The organism is Planococcus sp. CAU13 (assembly GCF_000775575.1).
In the GTDB taxonomy this organism is placed as follows: Bacteria; Bacillota; Bacilli; order Bacillales_A; family Planococcaceae; genus Planococcus.
In genome coordinates, this window is the sequence record NZ_JRGN01000309.1 from 1 (window position 1) to 15186 (window position 15186).

The window sequence follows — 15186 nt, forward strand, 5'->3', positions numbered from 1 at the left end:
TGGGCCCATAAACCTTGGGCCATCTCTTCGTTGTCGCTTTTCTTATTTTATTCCTCGATATCCACTTCTACAGAAACATCCGCTCCGCCGAAGAACTCTTTGGAAATCTCAGTGATGGTGCCGTCTTCCAGCATTTCATTGATGACACGGTCAACGTTTTCAGCCAGTTCGGTATTGTCTTTATTCATGACCAATCCGACTTCAGACGGTAAATACTTGATGTCCGGATGGATGGTGATGTTCAGATCAGGGAAAGCGGCTACGCCGAATGTGGACAGGTAATAATCGTTCAAAATGACATCCGTGCGGCCGATGGATACGTCACGCAGGTAGACTTCGTTTGTTGCATTATCGTATGTCACTTCTTCAGCTCCGTATTCACGGGCAATTTCCATGTAGATGGAAGTAGCGGCGCCAGCAGCTTTTTTGCCTTCAAGGTCTTCTAGTGAAGAGATGCCTGATAAATCGTCTTTACGGACAACTGCTGTGCCGTAGGAATATTTGATCGGCGTGGAGAAGATGAATTCTTCTTCGCGGTCTTCGGAAATTTCAATGTCGTTTGCGGCTATATCAACCTGGCCAGTCCGGACGCTTGTCAGCATTTCGTCAAAGCCCATTTCCGTGAATTCGATTTCGAGGTCGAGGCGTTCCGCCACTTCGCGGGCCACTTCCACTTCAAAACCGGTCAGCTCATTGGTTTCCGGATCATGGAAAGAAGTCGCAAGCAATGTGCCGGATGTAGCAACCGTCAATTTGCCTTCTTCCTGTATTTCATCCCAGGCAGTCGCTTTTTCTGCAGTTTCGTCAGAATTTCCGCCGCACGCTGCAAGAACCAGCACGGACGATGCAATTAATGAAGCAAGCGGGAAAAATTTTTTGTTTTTCAACATGGTGAAGAAACCCCCTATTATTTATAATCCTATAAAAACATAGCATTAAGAATCGGGAAGAGCAATATAAGAGACCTCTTTTCAAAAACGCAGAACATTTCAGCAATTGAAAAATCGCTAATTATATTATGTAAAAATAAAACAGCCGCCTTTTTACGTTCAGGACGGCTGTTCTTCACTTATTTTTTTAATTTGATGACGAGTTCTTCGTCAGGTGTCACAAAAACGGTTTTCTGCTCAAAATAGATGACAAATCCGGGTTTGGCGCCGTTCGGCTTTTTCACCTGGCGTACTTCCGTATAGTCCACCGGCACAGAAGAGGACTCACGTGCTTTGCTGAAATAAGCGGCAATGGTCGCGGCTTCCATAATCGTCGTTTCGTCCGGCTCAGGGTGATGGATGACGACATGGGATCCGGGAATATCTTTCGTGTGGAGCCAGGTGTCGGATTTCGCGGCCACTTTGAAGGTCACGTAATCGTTCTGTTTATTGTTTTTACCGACAGATATCGGAACCCCGGTGCTGGAAATGTACGCTTCCACAGAAGGCTTCACCGGTTTTTTCTTTTTCTTCGATTTTTGTGCTTTCATATAACCCTGTTCGGCCAGTTCTTCACGAATTTCTTCAATATCGGAAATGCCTGCCTGCTGGACCTGTGACATCAGCGTTTCGAAATAAGCGATGTCTTCTTCGGTTTTATCGATCTGCTCCTGGGTTTTTACTACAGCGATTTTGGCTTTCTGGTAACGCGAATAAAACCGCTGGGAGTTTTCAATCGGGGTTTTGCGCGGATCGAGCGGAATCAGCACTTTTTCTTCATTATAATAATTGTCCACTTCGATTTCCTTCATGCCTTTTTGGATGCGGTGGAGATTTGCCATGATCAGCTCGCCGTTCAATTGCAGCACTTCGCGTTTTTCCGCCTGGTCCTGTTCTTTTTTCAATTTCTTTAACTTCAGTTTCAGTTTCGAAATCTCATTCTGCAGCCAGCGTTCGAGATCACCGGCCTGCTGCTTGACGCGGTCGCGCTCGGCTTTCGCATAGTACATGCGGTCGAGCAGGTCGCTCAGATTCGGGAAATCGAGTGCAGGGGCATCGATATGCGTGAGCGGCGTTGCAGAGAAAAAGCTTTTGCCGTCGTGCTCAAGATAATAGCCGGCAGGTGAAGCAGTGCTGAAATCCTCCAGAAATTTCTCGGCCTCCGGATTCTTATCGGAAGCGTTCGACAGCCGGTAATGCAATTCGCGGGCTGTCAGCGGTGAGAAACCTGCAAACGACTGGACCATTTCCTTGTCATCAAGAGCCGTGAGCTCTTCAATCGATGAGAAAGGATCTTTCTTGTCCTGGGACGGCGGGAAAATATACGGCTGTCCCGGCAGAATCGTGCGGAACGAGTTGACGCTCGGCGGCAGATGTTTCAGGCTGTCAAGAATCATCATCCGTTCTGCGTCGACCAGGATGACGTTCGAATGCCGGCCCATCATTTCAACATGAAGCTCACGCTCGATATCATCGCCGATTTCATTTTTCGCCTTGATTTTCAAAATTATGAGCCGGTCCATGCCGTGCTGGGAAATTTCTGTGATGACGCCGCCTTCGATATGCTTGCGCAGCAGCATACAGAACATCGGCGGCTCGGAAGGATTGATGTTCGCTTCTTTTGTCAGGTGAATCCTCGAGTAGGAAGGGTGGATTGAAATCAATAATTTATGGTTGGATCCCTGTGCTCGAATATGTAAAAGCAGTTCCAGCGGATTGGGCTGATGAACTTTTGAAATTCTGCCGGTGACCAGCTGCTGCAGTTCCGTGGTCATCGCTTTTGTAAATAATCCATCAAATGCCATGAAAATCCCTCTTTCAAATCGTTTTGTTCCATCTTATCATTTCCAGCGTGTATTATGATATAATAAGACAGTTAGTTACAAAACGAAGAATATAGACCGGATGTAATTGCGGTGGTTAAGGTGGGTAATGAAATGAGGAAACAACGCGGACTGCTGATCGTGTTATCAGGACCTTCCGGGGTCGGCAAAGGCACAGTCAGAAAAGAGCTGTTCTCACAGCCGGATACGAATTATGAATACTCCATATCGATGACGACGCGGTCACCGCGGGAAGGCGAAGTGGACGAAGTCGATTATTTTTTCAAGACGCGCCATGAATTCGAGGAATTGATCGAGCAGGGCCAATTGCTTGAGTACGCTGAGTTCGTCGGCAATTATTACGGCACTCCCCTGGAGTACGTCAATAAGATGCGCGATGCGGGCCGTGACGTATTTCTGGAAATCGAAGTCCAGGGAGCTGCGCAGGTGCGGGACAAAGTTCCGGATGGCCTGTTCATCTTTTTGGCGCCGCCAAGCCTGTCAGAACTTGAAGAACGGCTTGTAGGGCGCGGCACTGAATCCGATGAAGTCATCGCTTCCCGCTTAAGTGCGGCAAGGCAGGAACTCGAAATGATGAATCTTTATGATTACGTAGTAGAAAACGATGAAGTGGAACACGCATGTGACCGCATCAACGCCATAATCATTGCAGAACACTGCAAGCGCGAACGTGTAGAAAAAAGATATTTTGATATGCTAAAGGAGAATGCTTGATGTTATATCCATCCGTTGACAAATTGAAAAGCCAGATTGATTCAAAATACTCGTTGGTGGCTTTGGCTTCCAAACGGGCACGCCAATTGCACGAACATGGCGATGACAAATTGGCGAGTTACGTTTCCGCCAAACCGGTCGGCAAAGCGCTTGAGGAAATTGCAGAAGGCGCTTTGACACAGGTGCATCAGGACGAATCTGCAATCTACGATGACGAAATCTAACCATTATGACAATTGACGACTCCCAGAGCAACTTTGTTCTTTGGGAGTTTGTTGTTTAGAAAGGGTGTTTGCATTGTTGGCAAAACGCAAAATTCTATTGTGTGTGAGCGGTGGAATCGCCGTTTATAAAGCGGTTGCACTTGTCAGTAAACTGTCTCAGGCAGGAGCAGAAGTCAAAGTCATCATGACCGAATCCGCACGTCAGTTTGTACAGCCGCTGACTTTCCAGGTCATGTCCAGAAATGATGTCTATTATGATACGTTTGACGAAAAGGATTCATCGGTAATTGCTCATATCGATCTTGCAGACTGGGCAGATCTGATCATCGTTGCACCAGCCACCGCAAATGTCATCGGGAAACTCGCGAACGGCATCGGTGATGACATGGTGACCACGACATTGCTTGCGGCAACCGCACCGATTTGGATTGCGCCGGCTATGAACGTACATATGTACGACCACCCGGCAGTCAAACGCAATATTGCGCAGCTGCACGAAGACGGCATTCGGTTTATCGAACCGAGCGAAGGCTTTTTGGCATGCGGCTATGTCGGCAAAGGAAGGCTTGAAGAACCGGAAAAAATCACCGAATTGGTCAATGGATTTTTTATGCGTGAACCGCTTCTGCAAGGCAAAAAAGTAGTGGTGACTGCTGGACCGACGCGTGAACGAATCGATCCTGTCCGTTTTTTGACAAATTTTTCAAGCGGCAAGATGGGCTATGCCATGGCGCAGGCTGCCGCTGAACTCGGCGCTGAAACCATCCTGATCAGCGGTCCGGTTTCACTTCCGGCACCGTATGGCGTCAAGCGGATTTTTGTGGAAAGTGCAGAAGACATGCTGCACGCCGTAAAAGCGGAATTTGCAAGTTCCGATATCGTCATCAAAACCGCGGCAGTCGCCGATTACCGGCCAAAAACGCTGTATGGGCAGAAAATGAAAAAACAGGAAGGCGATTCGTCCATCGCTCTCGAGCGCACGACGGATATCCTCAATTATTTGGGAACTGAAAAAGATGGTCAGATTCTGATCGGCTTTGCGGCTGAAACCAACGACGTCGCCCACTACGCCAAAAGCAAACTGGAACGCAAAAATGCCGATTATATCATTGCCAATGATGTGACTGAATCGCAGTCAGGATTCGAATCGGACACCAACCGGGTGACGGTGTACGGCAAAGCGGATTTTGAGAAATCGTTCGAGCTTCTTCCGAAACAGGAGCTGGCACGGGAGCTGCTGAAGCTGATCGCTGAAAGGGAAATGCTTAATGTACGCTGAAATTATTGTTGATGTTGCTGCCCATCCGATTGACCGGCCATTTGACTATGCTGTTCCGAAAAAACTGGAAGCATTGGCAGAACCGGGGATGCGGGTGAAAGTGCCTTTTGGGAACAGAAAAGTACTCGGGTTCATCACCAATATCAAAGAAACGACGGATCTGGATCCAAGCCGTGTCAAACCGATCCACGAATTAATGGATGTCGTTCCGGTGCTTAATGCGGAACTGCTGAAAATGGCAGCGTGGATGAAAGAACAGACGGTCTGTTTTGAAATTGACGCGCTGAAAGTTATGGTCCCGGCTGCACTGCGGGCAAAATACGAAAAACGTTTTGTGCTGAACGGCGGACTGGAAGGAATCGATTCGAGGTTGCATCCCTATTTCGGTGATAAACAGTTTATTCGCACGCAGGACGCAGAAGACGTATATGGCCTGATCAAAAAAGAATTGGATAAAGGCACCATTATTGCCGATACAAATATTCAGCAGCAGACTGCCGTGAAACGAGTGCGCATGGTCCACATCGCGGAATCACTGGATGAGCTCGATAACATCGAAGTCCGGGCGAACGCCAAACAGCAGCTCAAGCTGATGGATTTTATGAAAATGAACCCCGGACTTGCCATTGAATCTTCCGAATTGCAAAAAGCTGCCGGCGTTACATTGCCTGCAATTTACAGCCTGGTCGAAAAGGGCGCGGCTCAATTTTCGCAAGTTGAAACGTACCGCGACCCGAAAATGCTGACAGAAGTCGTGAAAAAAGAGAACCTTGTGCTTACTGAAGCGCAGCAGCAGGCGTTTGAAGCGATTGATAAGTCATTGAATTCACCAACGACGTTCCTGCTTCACGGCATTACGGGAAGCGGCAAGACCGAAATTTACCTGCAGACAATTGAACAGGTGATGAATGAAGGAAAAGAAGCGATCATGCTGGTTCCTGAAATTTCATTGACTCCTCAGATGACGCTGCGTTTTAAAGAACGCTTCGGTGACATGGTGGCCGTTCTTCACAGTGGGCTGTCGGCAGGGGAGAAATACGATGAATGGCGGAAAATCCAGCGCGGAGAAGTAAAAGTGGCAGTTGGTGCAAGGTCGGCGATATTCGCTCCTTTCGAAAAACTTGGCCTGATCATTCTGGATGAAGAACATGAATCCAGTTATAAGCAGGACGACTCACCCCGCTATCATGCGCGCGACATCGCCATTTGGCGAGGTGAATACCATAGTTGCCCGGTCATTTTGGGCAGCGCCACACCTTCACTTGAATCGTATGCGCGGGCTCAAAAAGGGGTTTACGAATTGCTCGTGCTGGAAAAACGCGCGCAAAACCAGCCTTTGCCTTCGGTCCACATCGTCGATATGCGCGAAGAGCTGAGAAACGGCAACCGCTCGATGTTCTCCATGCAAATGGCAGAAGCCATCCGGGACCGGCTGGAGAAGAAGGAACAAACGGTTTTATTCCTGAACAAACGGGGCTATTCCTCCTTTGTGCTTTGCCGGGACTGCGGTACGGTCATGCAATGTCCGAACTGCGATATATCGCTGACCTATCACCGGTCGAGCGAAACGATGAAATGCCATTATTGCGGATATGATGAACGTGTGCCTCACACCTGTCCGGAATGTGAAAGTGAGCATATCCGATTTTTTGGAACCGGTACACAAAAAGTGGAAGAAGAATTGGCGAAACTGGTTCCGGAAGCGCGCGTTTTGCGCATGGATGTCGATACGACACGAAACAAAGGAGCCCATGAAAAGATCCTGAACGCTTTTGGTGAAGGAAAAGCCGATATTCTCCTCGGTACACAAATGATTGCAAAAGGTCTCGATTTTCCGAATATCACCCTGGTTGGCGTGCTGTCAGCAGATACCACGCTCCATCTGCCGGATTTCAGGGCTGCCGAGAAAACCTATCAATTGCTGACACAGGTCAGCGGCCGGGCGGGTCGTGATGTGCTGCCGGGAACCGTTTTTGTCCAGTCGTATACACCGGAGCATTATGCGATCACTTTGGCGAAAGACCAATTATATGAACCTTTTTACGATCAGGAAATGGCGATGAGGCGGGCAAGCGGCTATCCTCCTTATTACTACGTGGTGAATATCCAGTTTACGCATGAAGATCTGATGACAGTGTCGGAATATGCTGAACAGACCGTCGAATATCTGCGTGTTCAGCTGTCGCCGCAGACGATCATTATCGGCCCTTCGGCGTCTTTGATAGCCCGCGTCAACAATAGATATCGCTATCAATGTTTGATAAAATACAAAAAAGAACCGAAACTGACCGAAGTGATGCAGCAATTGATTAAGATTTATCGTTCCGAATGGTTGAAAAAAGGAGCGACATTAGCAATCGATATGAATCCGACTTCGGTCATGTAAAAGAAAAGAGGAATTCCAAATGGCGATACGCCCGATAGTAAAACACCCAAGCGATGTACTGGAAAAAGTTTGTGAGCCGGTTACGACTTTCGATAAGAATCTGGCCGTTCTGCTGGATGATATGTATGAAACCATGCTTGAAGCGGATGGGGTGGGAATTGCAGCTCCTCAGGTCGGAACTGCAGTTCGCGCCGCCATCGTCGATTTCCGCGAAGGACAGGACCGCATTGAAATGATCAATCCTGAACTTGTGTTATATGAAGGCTCCGATACGGATATTGAAGGCTGCCTGAGTTTCCCAGGGATTTTCGGGGAAGTGGAACGCTACGACCATATCAAGATCAAAGCGCAGGAACGTGATGGTTCCTGGTATGAACTGGAAGCTGAAGGATATGAAGCCCGCGCGATTTTGCATGAAATGGATCATTTGGATGGCGTTTTATTCACCAGCAAAATTTCAAAATATGTCACTCAGGAAGAGTTGGATGAGATGATCCGCCAACAGGAGGAAGAAGAGGAGGGAACCATTTGACCAGAATCGTATTTATGGGAACCCCTGCTTTTTCCGTTCCGATCCTCCGCATGCTGGTTGAAGAAGGCTATGAAGTCGTCTCTGTTGTGACTCAGCCCGACCGCCCCGTTGGACGCAAAAAAGTATTGACACCGACGCCGGTCAAAGAGGAGGCATTGCGCCTTGGATTGCCGGTTTTTCAGCCGCAGAAACTGAAAAATCCCGAAGAGTTTCAAGCTGTTCTTGATCTGAACCCGGATTTGGTGGTGACCGCGGCGTTCGGACAGATTCTTCCGACAGAAATATTGGAAACACCGAAACTTGGTGCGATTAATGTACACGCTTCATTATTGCCCGCTTACCGCGGTGGTGCGCCGATTCATCAGGCGATCATTGACGGACAAAAAGAAACAGGTGTCACCATCATGTACATGGTGGACCGGCTGGATGCGGGCGATATCATTTCGCAGAGTGCTGTGCCCATCGAAAAGCACGATCACACCGGCAGCATGTTCGAGAAACTCAGCGCAGCCGGAACGCAATTGCTGAGAGATACTTTGCCTTCTATTATAGAAGGCACGAATCAGCGCATTCAACAGGACGAATCACTCGTCACGTTTGCGCGCAATATATCACGTGAGCAGGAGCGCATCGACTGGAACAAGTCCGCTGAAGAGCTGTACAACCAGGTGCGCGGCCTCCATCCCTGGCCGGTGGCTTATACCAGTTTCAAAGGGGACAATATGAAAATCTGGTGGTCCGAACCAGCTGAAGGATCTGAGACGGGACGCCCCGGCGAAGTTGTCAGGCTGTCTGAGGACGCCATCCATGTGCAGACGGGCAAAGGAATTCTGGCAATAACCGAATTGCAGCCAGCCGGCAAAAAACGGATGACGGCGAAAGAATATTTAACAGGACCCAAAATCCAGGCAGGAGATTTATTTGAATGAAAAACAAAAAATTGCACGGCAATGTCCGCGACGCTGCATTCTCGATTCTGTGGGCAGTTGAAAACCAGCAGGCTTACAGCAATCTTCTATTGAATAAGACCATAGAAAGCTACGGCATATCCGCAAAAAATCGTGGTCTGCTGACGGAAATAACCTACGGCACGCTGCAGCACCAAATGACACTCGATTATTATCTCGAGCCGTATTTGAAAGGCAAAATCGAACCATGGGTCAAGACGCTGCTCCGCATGTCGCTGTATCAGATCGTTTACCTGGACCGCATACCTTCCCATGCGGTTGTCCACGAAGCGGTGGAAATTGCGAAAAGGCGGGGACACGGAGGAGTGGCTTCATTGGTGAACGGCGTTCTGCGTTCGGTTCAGCGCTCAGGCGTCCGTTCATTTAATGAGATTGCCGATCCGATCGAAAAAATCTCGATCGAAACCAGCCATCCCGCTTGGATGATCAGACGTTGGGCGGAACAATTCGGTCTTGAAAAAACCCGTGAAATGGCGCTGGAAAACAATAAAATTCCATCTCAGACCGTGCGCGTCAACACTGTGCGGGCAACTGTCGATGAAGTGATCCAAATGCTGGAATCCGAAGGGCTTGAAGCGGTGCCGAGTGAAATCATACCGGAATGCCTCGTGGTGACAAATGGCCAGCCGGCTCGAACAGTGACATTTGAAAAAGGCTTCATCACTATCCAGGATGAAAGTTCCATGCTGCCTTCATACGCGCTGCAGCTGGAGCCGGGTATGAAGGTGCTTGATATGTGTGCGGCACCCGGCGGGAAATCAACCCATATCGCGGAAAAGCTGAACAATGAAGGCGAATTGTATTCGATGGACCTTCATCCGCATAAAGTGAAGCTGATCAAAGAATCGGCTGAACGCCTTGGCCATTCCGTCATTACGGCTGAAACCGGCGATGGCAAAAAGAGCGTCGACCGCTTCGGCACCGAACAATTCGATCGTGTGCTGGTCGATGCACCCTGCAGCGGGCTGGGCGTCATCAAACGGAAGCCGGATATCAAATACACGAAAAAAGCAGAGGATTTCAGCAGACTTCAGGAAATTCAACTCGAATTATTGGACCAAGCGGCGCAATTACTGAAGCCGGAAGGCATCCTGGTGTACAGCACGTGCACTGTGGACAATGAAGAAAACCGCGGCACGGCTGAAAGGTTTCTGAAAGAGCATCCAAATATGGAGAAGATAAAAGTGAGCCTGCCCGACGCGTTGGGTGTCAAACATGCCGGATTTGTACAGGTGTTTCCACAGGATTTCGGAAGCGATGGATTTTTCATTGCCGCTTTTCGTAAAAAACAAACGGTTGAATAATCAGCAATTCTAATTGACTTGGGATGAGGTGTAGAGTTTGTTGTTTCATTATGTCATGGAAAGTGATACGGGAAAAAAGCGGGAAGTGAACGAAGATCGTGTGGCGGTCCTTCACCGGCCGGACGGATTGATGCTGGTTTTGGTGGCAGATGGGATGGGCGGCCATAAAGCGGGAGATGTTGCCAGTGAAATGACGGTTGCTGCAATGGGCAGCCTGTTCATGAAAGCTGACAGAGAAAATTTCCTGTCAGTGGACAGCAAGAAAATGTGGCTCGATGAAAAAATCAGGCTCATCAACAGGGAGGTTTATGAATATGCAGGGGACCATCCAGAATGCAAAGGGATGGGCACCACGCTGATTGCCGCTTTGATAGAAGGAAATTCCTGCGTCATCTGCCATATCGGCGACAGCCGGGTGTATACATTCAATGGCAAAGCAGAGCAGATTACGCGCGACCATTCGTATGTCAACGTGCTTGTCGATAATGGTGAAATCAGTGAAGAAGAAGCGGAAGATCATCCGAAAAAGAATTGGATTGTGCGGGCCCTTGGAACAGAACCGGGTATTGAAGGTGAAATGCTTGAACTGGAACTAAGCGAATCTGCCTACCTGCTGATTTGTTCCGACGGCCTCAGCAATAAAATGTCCAAAGAAGAAATCGCGGAAATTCTCCGTTCCGAAGCGGCCCTGTCGCAAAAAGGAAAAGATCTTGTCGATCTTGCCAATGAAAAGGGAGGAGAAGACAATATTTCGTTCGTGCTTCTTGCCTCGAAAGCTGGGGAGGTGTAAGTATGTTAATCGGCAGAAACATCAATGGCCGCTATAAGATATTGAAATTGATCGGCGGAGGCGGCATGTCGAACGTCTATCTAGCGCATGACATGATTTTGGACCGTGATATTGCCATCAAGATCCTGCGCTACGATTTTTCAAACGAAGAAGAGCTTCGGAGAAGGTTTCAAAGAGAAGCCCTGTCAACGACGAGTCTGGCCCATCCGAATATCGTCAACATTTTCGATGTCGGGGAAGACGGCTCAATGCCTTATCTGGTCATGGAATATGTACCAGGAAAAACGCTGAAAGAATACATAATCGAACATTCACCACTGCAGCCTGAACGGGCTGTAAAGATTATGAAACAATTGGCATCCGCACTTGCGCATGCCCATCACAACCAGATTGTCCACCGGGATATCAAACCTCAGAACATTCTGATGGATGCCGATGGCAATGTGAAAATTACCGACTTCGGCATCGCGATGGCATTGAGTGCCACTTCGTATACGCAAACCAATTCAGTGCTCGGAACCGTCCATTATCTCTCGCCTGAGCAGGCACGCGGTGGCAACGCCACGAAAAAGTCGGATATTTATTCCCTGGGCATCGTCATGTACGAATTGCTGACAGGCAGGCTGCCGTTTTCAGGCGAATCCGCTGTTTCCATCGCTCTGAAGCACCTGCAGACCGAGACGCCGTCGCTGCGTGAAATCGTTCCAACAATACCGCAGAGCCTGGAAAATGTAGTGTTGAAAGCGACAGCCAAAAATGCGCAGCACCGCTATCAGTCGGCGGATGAAATGGATGAAGATTTGTCGACAGTCTTATTGCCGGAAAGATTGAATGAGCCGAAATTCAGGGCGCCCATAGACGAAGATGCGACGCGTGCAATGCCGGCAATCAAAGATTCGTCGCCTTACATCAGTGCGGAAGAAACAATTACAAATACAGCACCGGTTAAAAAGAATGCAAAAACCGATAAACAGCAGGTGCCTCCTCCACCGGTCAAGGACAAGAAAAAGAAATGGCCATGGATTGTGGGAGCATTGCTGTTCCTTGTCATTGCAGGCTTAACGGTTGCATTAGCGTTTCCGGATCTTTTCGGGCCGCAGCAGGTGACTGTTCCGGATGTAGCCGGTATGGAGCGGGATGAAGCGGTCGAAGAACTTCAGGCTGCCGGATTTGTCATAGGAGAAGAACAGGAACGTTATTCCGAGGAAGTCGAAGAAGGAGCTGTAATCCGGACAATTCCGGAAGCGGGCAAACTCAGAAGCAAGGAATCGGAAATCCAGTTATTTTTAAGCCTCGGCAAAGAATCTGCCCAACTGGCAGATTATGTCGGCCGTGATATTGAGCAGACCATGGAATTGGTGGAATCGAAATTTCTGGATGTCACTCAAACTGAACGTTTTTCAGATGAACCTGCAGGAACCATATTGGAGCAGAATCCGGAAGCGGGCAGCGAAATCATTCCAAGTGAAACAAAACTTGAATTCATTGTCAGTAAAGGCAAGGACATGCGCACAGTTGCTGATTTGTCGGGATACGATGAAGCGGCTCTCAGTGAATATGCCCGTTCGACAGGGTTCCATATCAATATAGTCGGAGAAGAAACTTCGTCTGAAGTGGCAGCCGGTACTGTCCTGAGTCAAACGCCTGCGGCAAACAGCGAGCTGGAGGCGGGAGCCGAAATTGACGTCGTTCTGTCATCGGGACGTCCGGAAATGCCGCAGAAGACATACATCCATACGGTTACGATTCCATATGAACCTGAAACGCCGGCAGAAGAAGGCGAAGAGCCTGTGGAGCAGCTGGTCCAGATCTATATTCAGGATGAAACGCGGACCATGGCCGAGCCGGTGGAAGAATTTACGATCACCGAAGATACCGAACACCGGATCCAATTGCAGATTGCTGAAGGAAATCAGGCCGTCTATCGTATTTTCCGTGACAACCGGGTGATCGATGAAGAAACGATTGAATATAATAACGTGGAGTAAGAAGGAGGAACTGTATGCCGAAAGGTCAAATAAGAAAAGCTCTCAGCGGATTTTATTATGTGCTGGATGAAGATGGTAAGCGGTATATTCAATGCCGCGGCCGTGGCGTATTCCGAAACAGGCAAATCTCGCCGCTGGTCGGGGATATGGTGGATTATAAAGCGGATAATGATCTGGAAGGGACGATTTTGCACGTTTACGAGCGCAAAAATGAACTTGTCCGTCCGCCGATAGCGAATATCGACCAGGCAATTCTTGTTTTTTCGGCGAAGCAACCGGATTTTCATCCGTTATTACTGGACAGGTTCCTGGTCGCGATTGAACAGCATGGCATTCAGCCGGTCATTTGTCTGACCAAGATGGATTTGCTCAATGAAGAAGAGGAGCCCGCTATACAGGCATTTATCGCTGATTATGAAAAAATCGGCTATGAAGTCATTCCGACGTATATCGATGACCCCGAACTGCAGCAGCGGCTGATGCCGGTGCTGGAAGGAAAAACCAGTGTGCTTGCCGGCCAGTCCGGCGTAGGCAAATCGACCATGCTGAACACGATTCTTCCTTCCCTCGAATTAAAAACGGATGATATTTCCAAAGCGCTGAACCGCGGCAAGCATACAACGCGCCATGTGGAATTGATTGAAGTCAACAGCGGCCTGCTGGCTGATACGCCGGGATTCAGTTCGTTCGATTTCGATGAGATTGAAAAAGAGGAACTGTCGGGCTGTTTTCCGGAGATGGCGGAAAGATCCAACGACTGTAAGTTCCGGGAATGCCTGCACTTGAATGAACCCAAATGTGCCATCAAGGCAGGAGTGGATTCCGGAGAGATTCCGGAATACCGCTACAAACATTACCTGAAATTCCTGGAAGAAATTATGAGCAGAAAGCCGAGGTATTCCAATGATTAAAATTGCACCGTCCATACTCGCCGCAGATTTTTCGAAACTGGGCGAAGAAGTATTGGCAGTTGAAAAAGCAGGGGCGGACTGGATCCATATCGACGTCATGGATGGCCATTTTGTTCCGAATATTTCATTCGGCGCCCCTGTCATGCAGGCGATCCGTCCATTGACTAAACTGCCGTTCGACGTCCATCTGATGATTGAAAATGCAGACCGTTATATAGAAGATTTCGCAAAAGCGGGAGCAGATTATATTACCGTCCATGTGGAAGCGAGTCCGCATCTGCACAGGACGATTCAATTGATCCGTTCATTCGGCGTGAAGCCGGGAGTCGTGCTGAATCCGCACACGCCGGTCGAATCCATACTTCCGATATTGGAAGACATTGACCTTGTGCTGTTCATGACAGTCAATCCAGGTTTCGGCGGGCAGAAATTCATCTCTTCCGTGTTGCCGAAAGTGGAGCAGCTGGCCGGCATCATCAAAGACCGGGGTCTGGATATCGACATCCAAATCGACGGCGGCATCAATGAAGAAACAATCGTCGCCTGCGCCAAAGCCGGCGCCAATGTTTTTGTGGCCGGATCGGCGATTTACGGGAGTGTTGACCGGGCCGCCGCCCTGCAAAGCATCAAAAAGGCGGGCCAAGAGGCGATATCGTGAAAGTGATTATTGTGGCGGGAGGTCCGGCGGACGAATTGCCGGACTTTTCCATCTCGCCGGAAGCGCTCTTCATCGGAGTCGATGCAGGAACTGTGGAGTTATTGGAAAGAGGCATCCGTCCTGCCGCAGCGATAGGGGATTTTGATTCTGTTTCAGCTGGGCAATTCGAACGCATCAAAAGAATTTTTCCGGATTTGGAACCGGCAGCTGCCGAAAAAGATGAAACCGATACGGAACTGGCATTGGCGGAAGCCCTTACCCACCAGCCGGAAACCGTCATCATTACAGGCGTTACCGGCGGGCGGCTCGATCATTATATGAGTGCGCTCCATGCCCTGTACGATTATCAGCTGAGTTATCCGCAGATCCAGTTCTTTTTGATCAATAAACAGAACCGCATCCGATTTCTGGAGGCTGGCAGCCATGCGATCCAGCGCGACAGCCGCTACCGCTATATTTCCTTTTATCCGTTCGCCGAAGAAATAAAAAGGTTCAGCCTGAGCGGCTTCAAATATGAAGTGCTGGATGAAACCATTCCGTTCGGATCAACCCGCTTCATCAGCAATGAACTCGGAAGTGCCGGCGTTGTTTCTTTTATGGAAGGAAACTGCATCATGATCGAAAGCGCAGATGAATAAAAAAATCCCCACGAAAAAATG

Annotated in this window: 14 protein-coding genes; 12 read left to right on the top strand and 2 right to left on the bottom strand. The window is 48.9% G+C overall.

The window, feature by feature from the left end; all coding sequences use genetic code 11:
- Positions 1-47 precede the first annotated feature (47 nt).
- The gene (locus KW93_RS14150; protein WP_033543687.1) at positions 48-890 is read right to left on the bottom strand and encodes a transporter substrate-binding domain-containing protein; all 843 of its coding nucleotides are present in this window, start codon (positions 888-890) and stop codon (positions 48-50) included.
- Positions 891-1069: 179 nt separating this feature from the next.
- Positions 1070-2734: an Rqc2 family fibronectin-binding protein gene (locus KW93_RS14155; protein WP_033543688.1), complete on the bottom strand. Its 1665-nt coding sequence runs from the start codon at positions 2732-2734 to the stop codon at positions 1070-1072.
- A gap of 132 nt (positions 2735-2866) precedes the next feature.
- Here KW93_RS14155 and gmk point away from each other — a divergent pair, with 132 nt between their 5' ends.
- The 12 genes from gmk to KW93_RS14215 all read left to right on the top strand — a co-directional run bounded on the left by gmk (position 2867) and on the right by KW93_RS14215 (position 15165).
- On the top strand, positions 2867-3487 hold the full coding sequence (gene gmk / locus KW93_RS14160; RefSeq protein ID WP_033543689.1) for a guanylate kinase: 621 nt from the start codon (positions 2867-2869) through the stop codon (positions 3485-3487).
- Positions 3487-3711 (top strand): DNA-directed RNA polymerase subunit omega, encoded by a 225-nt coding sequence (rpoZ, locus tag KW93_RS14165; RefSeq protein WP_033543690.1) that lies wholly within the window; start codon positions 3487-3489, stop codon positions 3709-3711. Before gmk ends, rpoZ begins: the two co-directional genes overlap by 1 nt.
- 73 nt (positions 3712-3784) lie before the next feature.
- Entirely contained in the window at positions 3785-4990 is a 1206-nt protein-coding gene (coaBC, locus tag KW93_RS14170; protein WP_033543691.1) for a bifunctional phosphopantothenoylcysteine decarboxylase/phosphopantothenate--cysteine ligase CoaBC, read from the top strand.
- Positions 4980-7376 (top strand): primosomal protein N', encoded by a 2397-nt coding sequence (gene priA, locus KW93_RS14175; protein WP_033543692.1) that lies wholly within the window; start codon positions 4980-4982, stop codon positions 7374-7376. Before coaBC ends, priA begins: the two co-directional genes overlap by 11 nt.
- A gap of 19 nt (positions 7377-7395) precedes the next feature.
- A complete protein-coding gene (gene def, locus KW93_RS14180; protein ID WP_033543693.1) occupies positions 7396-7908 on the top strand; it encodes a peptide deformylase in 513 nt (170 codons plus the stop codon).
- Entirely contained in the window at positions 7905-8837 is a 933-nt protein-coding gene (gene fmt, locus KW93_RS14185; protein WP_033543694.1) for a methionyl-tRNA formyltransferase, read from the top strand. Before def ends, fmt begins: the two co-directional genes overlap by 4 nt.
- On the top strand, positions 8834-10180 hold the full coding sequence (gene rsmB / locus KW93_RS14190) for a 16S rRNA (cytosine(967)-C(5))-methyltransferase RsmB (RefSeq protein ID WP_033543695.1): 1347 nt from the start codon (positions 8834-8836) through the stop codon (positions 10178-10180). The genes fmt and rsmB overlap by 4 nt, the downstream gene beginning before the upstream one ends.
- Positions 10181-10220: 40 nt before the next feature.
- Positions 10221-10970, top strand: a complete 750-nt coding sequence (locus KW93_RS14195) for a Stp1/IreP family PP2C-type Ser/Thr phosphatase (RefSeq protein ID WP_235318428.1) — start codon at positions 10221-10223, stop codon at positions 10968-10970.
- 2 nt (positions 10971-10972) lie between these two features.
- Complete coding sequence (pknB, locus tag KW93_RS14200; RefSeq protein ID WP_033543696.1) at positions 10973-12958, top strand: Stk1 family PASTA domain-containing Ser/Thr kinase; 1986 nt, start codon at positions 10973-10975, stop codon at positions 12956-12958.
- Positions 12959-12972: 14 nt separating this feature from the next.
- A complete protein-coding gene (rsgA, locus tag KW93_RS14205) occupies positions 12973-13869 on the top strand; it encodes a ribosome small subunit-dependent GTPase A (protein ID WP_033543697.1) in 897 nt (298 codons plus the stop codon).
- The gene (gene rpe / locus KW93_RS14210) at positions 13862-14527 is read left to right on the top strand and encodes a ribulose-phosphate 3-epimerase (RefSeq protein WP_033543698.1); all 666 of its coding nucleotides are present in this window, start codon (positions 13862-13864) and stop codon (positions 14525-14527) included. The genes rsgA and rpe overlap by 8 nt, the downstream gene beginning before the upstream one ends.
- Positions 14524-15165, top strand: a complete 642-nt coding sequence (locus tag KW93_RS14215) for a thiamine diphosphokinase (protein WP_033543699.1) — start codon at positions 14524-14526, stop codon at positions 15163-15165. Before rpe ends, KW93_RS14215 begins: the two co-directional genes overlap by 4 nt.
- The last annotated feature ends 21 nt before the right edge of the window (positions 15166-15186 follow it).